Annotated in this window: 3 protein-coding genes; 1 reads left to right on the top strand and 2 read right to left on the bottom strand. The window is 67.4% G+C overall.

From position 1 onward, the window contains the following. Window positions 1–2: 2 nt before the first annotated feature. Window positions 3–980, bottom strand: a complete 978-nt coding sequence (gene galE / locus ACTICP_RS15930; protein ID WP_441894031.1) for a UDP-glucose 4-epimerase GalE — start codon at window positions 978–980, stop codon at window positions 3–5. Window positions 981–1,027: 47 nt separating this feature from the next. Further along, window positions 1,028–2,389 (bottom strand): 8-oxoguanine deaminase, encoded by a 1,362-nt coding sequence (locus ACTICP_RS15925; RefSeq protein ID WP_441894029.1) that lies wholly within the window; start codon window positions 2,387–2,389, stop codon window positions 1,028–1,030. Window positions 2,390–2,641: 252 nt separating this feature from the next. On the opposite strand from ACTICP_RS15925, the gene ACTICP_RS15920 reads away from it, so the two are divergent. Continuing rightward, complete coding sequence (locus ACTICP_RS15920) at window positions 2,642–4,204, top strand: nucleobase:cation symporter-2 family protein (protein ID WP_441894027.1); 1,563 nt, start codon at window positions 2,642–2,644, stop codon at window positions 4,202–4,204. Window positions 4,205–4,334 lie beyond the last annotated feature (130 nt).

Below are 4,334 nucleotides of genomic sequence, written 5' to 3'. Positions count from 1 at the left end.
CCTCAGCCCGCGCTGCGGCGGGCGTCCCAACCCGTGCGCACCATCTCGTCGACGGTGTAGCGCATCTTCCAGTCGAGGTCGCGGGCGGCGAGCTCTCCGGTGGCGACGATGCGGTCGGGGTCGCCGGCGCGGCGCGGTCCGATCTCGGGGACGAAGTCGATGCCGGTGACCCGGACCATGGCATCCATGATCTGCTTCACCGACAGGCCGTCGCCGGAGCCGAGGTTGTACGCCGGCTCGATGCTCTCGCCACCGGCCAGGCGCTTCGCCGCCTCGACGTGCGCTGCGGCGATGTCGCCGACGTGCACGTAGTCGCGCACGTTCGTGCCGTCTTCCGTGTCGTAGTCGTCGCCGAAGATCGCGGGTGTGTCACCGGCGAGCAGCTTCTCGAAAACGATCGGGAAGAGGTTGTGCGGGCTGACGTCGTAGACCGTCGGGTCGGCGGAGCCGACCACGTTGAAGTAGCGCAGCGAGGTGTGCCGCAGCGGAGCATCCGACTCCGCCGTCGCAATCGCCTGGTCGCGCAGCATCCACTCGCCGATGAGCTTGGACTCGCCGTAGGGGCTCGCGGGCTTCTTGGCGGTTTCTTCGACGACCAGCGGAACGTCCGGGGTGCCGAACACCGCCGCCGACGAGGAGAACACGATGTTGCGGACGCCCGTAGCCGCCATCGCCTCGAGGATCACGCGCGTGCCGTCGACGTTCTGCGCGTACGTGTGCAGCGGGCGCTGCACCGAGACCCCGGCGTACTTGTAACCGGCGACGTGGATGACGCCCTCGGCCCGGTGGTCGCGCAGCGCCTTCTCGACGAGGTCGCGATCCAGGATGCTGCCCTGCACCAGCGCCACGTCCTCCGGCACGAACGACGGGGAGCCGGAGGAGAGATCGTCCAGGACGACGGGTGTGAGCCCGGCCTGTGCGAGTGCGCGAACGACGTGCGATCCGATGTAGCCGGCGCCGCCGGTGACGATCCAGGACATAGTCTCCCTCTCGATGTGTGCATCCATCCTTTCATCTCGACAAGTGATCAGCTGGCGGTGACGAGGGTGCGGGCGGCCTGCTGATGCTCGGCGATCAGGCCCTCGACGTCGAGGCCGGCGACCTGTCCGTCGAGCACGCGCCATTTCCCGCCGACCATCACGCGATCGGCGCGTTCGGCTCCGCACAGCACGAGGGCTGCGATCGGATCGTGAGAACCCGAGAAGGCGAGTCCGTCCAGCCGGAACATCGCCAGGTCGGCCTGCATCCCCGGCGCGATGCTGCCGATGTCGGCCCGGCCGAGCGTCGCAGCGGACCCCGTGGTCGCCCAGTCGAGCACCCGCGCACTCGTCACCTGTTCGGTGCCGTAGCGCAGCCGCTGCAGATAGAGCGCCTGACGGACCTCGCGGATCATGTTCGAGGCGTCATTGGATGCCGAACCGTCGACGCCGAGGCCGAGCGGCACTCCGGCATCCTCCAGTTCGACGGCCCGCGCGATCCCACTGGCCAGGCGCATGTTCGAGGTCGGACAGTGCGCGACGGCGGTGCCGGCTCTGCCGAGCGCGGCGACCTCGTCGTCGTTGAAGTGCACCCCGTGTGCGAGCCAGGTGCGATCCGACAGCCAGCCGACGGAGTCGAGGTATTCCACTGTGCGCAGGCCGAAGCGCTCACGGCAGAACTGCTCCTCGTCGAGCGTCTCGGCCAGATGCGTGTGCAGTCGAACGTCGAGCCTGGTCGCGAGCGCTGCGGAGTCTGCCATCAGCGACGTCGTGACCGAGAACGGCGAGCACGGTGCGAGCCCGATCTGCACCTGCGCGCCGACGCTCCGCTCGTGGTACCGGCTGACGAGGCGCTCGGAGTCGGCGAGGATGACGTCCGGATCCTGCACGGTCTGCTGCGGCGGCAGTCCGCCGTCGTCCTCCCCGAGCGACATCGATCCGCGGGTGAGCATGGCGCGCATACCCAGGCGGCGAGTGACGTCGACCTGGATGTCGATGGCCTCGTCCATGCCGGTCGGGAACAGGTAATGATGGTCGGCCGCCGTCGTGCATCCGGACTGCAGCAGCTCGGCCATCGCCACAGTCGTCGCGAGCTCGAGGGCACGCGGGGTGAGCCGCGCCCACACCGGGTAGAGGTTTACGAGCCACCCGAACAGGGGCAGGTCTGCCACCGGCGCCCAGGCGCGGGTGAGCGTCTGGTAGAAGTGATGGTGCGTGTTGATCAGCCCCGGTGTGATCACGTGCGCGCTCGCGTCGAAGACCTCGTCTGCCACGGGATTCTCGCCCATAGCGACCAGTTCTGCGATCGTGCCGGACTGCGTATCGATGACGATGCCGCGCGTTGCCAGACGCGGGTCTGCGCCTGCGCCGAGGTGGACTGCGAGCGGGTCGCGGAGCCAGATTCTTGCCATGGTGTCGCCTTTCCTCTGGCGACACAGGCTGGGGCTCGGGCTGCCAGCTCAGGTTTCTCGGCGTCTGCTGTTCCGCCGGCCGGTCTTCGATGACCGGCGTTCGTAAATTAGCACAACCATGGCGCGTCTCGTCCATGCGGTGCTAGCATCGCCCCAATCGAGTACGCGGAAATGCAATTCCGCATCGTGAAATCAGTGGGAACCGCTGGTCAGCGGTGAACATGACGGATGCACCTCAATGGAGAGATATCGATGTCGAGAACGCCCAGAATTCGCCGTCCTGAGGACGAGAGACTCCGTCTCGGCCCCACTTTCGCCTACGGACTGCAGCATGTGCTGACGATGTATGGCGGCATCATCGCCGTGCCGCTCATCATCGGCAACGCCGCGGGCCTTGCTCCGGGCGAGATCGGCCTGCTCATCGCATCCTGCCTGTTCATCGGCGGGCTCGCCACGATCCTGCAGTCGTGGGGTGTGCCGTTCTTCGGTTCGCAGCTGCCTCTGGTGCAGGGCGTCTCGTTCTCGGGGGTCGCGACGATGACGGCGATCCTCGCCGCGGGCGAGGGGCTGCCGGGCGTATTCGGCGCCGTGATCGCAGCATCCGTCGCCGGGCTCATCGTTGCGCCGTTCTTCGCCATGATCGTGCGGTTCTTCCCGCCCGTCGTCACCGGCACGGTGATCACGACGATCGGGCTCACGCTCATGCCGGTCGCGGCGCAGTGGGCGATGGGTGGAACATCGCCGGAGGATCCGATGTGGGGCAGCGTGCAGAACATCGGACTGGCGATGGGCACGCTCGTCCTCGTGTTGGTGCTGAGCAAGGTCGCGTCTCCCACCGTCTCGCGCCTGGCGATCCTCATCTCGATCGTCGTCGGGACCACGTTCGCCGGCATCTTCGGGTGGGCAGACTTCTCGAACGTCGCGGACGGGGGCATCGTCGCCCTGCCGCAGCCGTTCGCGTTCGGCCTGCCGACGTTCGGCATCGCCAGCATCATCTCGATGTTCATCGTCATCATCGTGACCATGACCGAGACGACTGCCGACATCATCGCGGTCGGTGAGATCGTCGGCACCAAGGTCGACTCCAAGCGGATCGCGGACGGCCTGCGCGCCGACATGATCTCGTCGGCCGTCGCTCCGATCTTCAACTCGTTCACACAGTCCGCGTTCGCGCAGAACGTCGGGCTGGTCGCCATCACCGGGGTGAAGTCGCGGTTCGTCGTCAGCGCGGGCGGCGTGATCCTCGTGGTGCTCGGGTTGCTGCCCATCGTCGGAGGACTGGTCGCGGCCGTCCCGCCGCCCGTGCTCGGAGGAGCGGGCATCGTGCTGTTCGGCTCGGTCGCCGCCGCCGGCATCCGCACCCTCGCGAAGGTCGACTACGAGGGCAACATGAACATGGTGATCGTCGCGGTGTCGCTGGGGTTCGGCATCATCCCGGTGGTCCTTCCCGAGTTCTACGACGCATTCCCGAGCTGGGTCGGCATCATCCTGCACTCCGGGATCTCGTCTGCAGCGCTCATGGCCGTGGTGCTGAACCTCCTCTTCAACCACATCGGCGGAAAGTCGAGTGAACGCTCAGCGTTCATCCCCGGGACCGGTCGTGTCATCAGGGAGGAAGACCTCGCCCGACTTCTCGCCGATGAGGCGCTGTTCGACGGTGCGACGATCAAGGACGGCAAGGTTCTGGACGCCGACGGCGAAGAGGTGCCGGTCGTCACAGCCTCGCAGGAGGTCGTCGTCACCGACGCCATCAAGACCGGGAAGATCCGCACGCGCGACGACCTGCGCCGGGTGCTCGCGAAGACGAAGCCTTAGCCGCGGGCGCCCGTCGACTCGGGTTCGGGTCGCGGGCGCCGGTCGACTCGGGCTCGGGTCGCGGGCGCCCGTCGCCCCCGGTTCGGGTCGCGATTTCTGCCGCTCTGACGGCGTGATAGCGGCAGAAATC

Origin of the sequence: Microbacterium sp., from assembly GCF_052102115.1 — a bacterium.
GTDB lineage: Bacteria > Actinomycetota > Actinomycetes > Actinomycetales > Microbacteriaceae > Microbacterium.
This window is presented reverse-complemented; position numbering and strand designations above follow the sequence as displayed.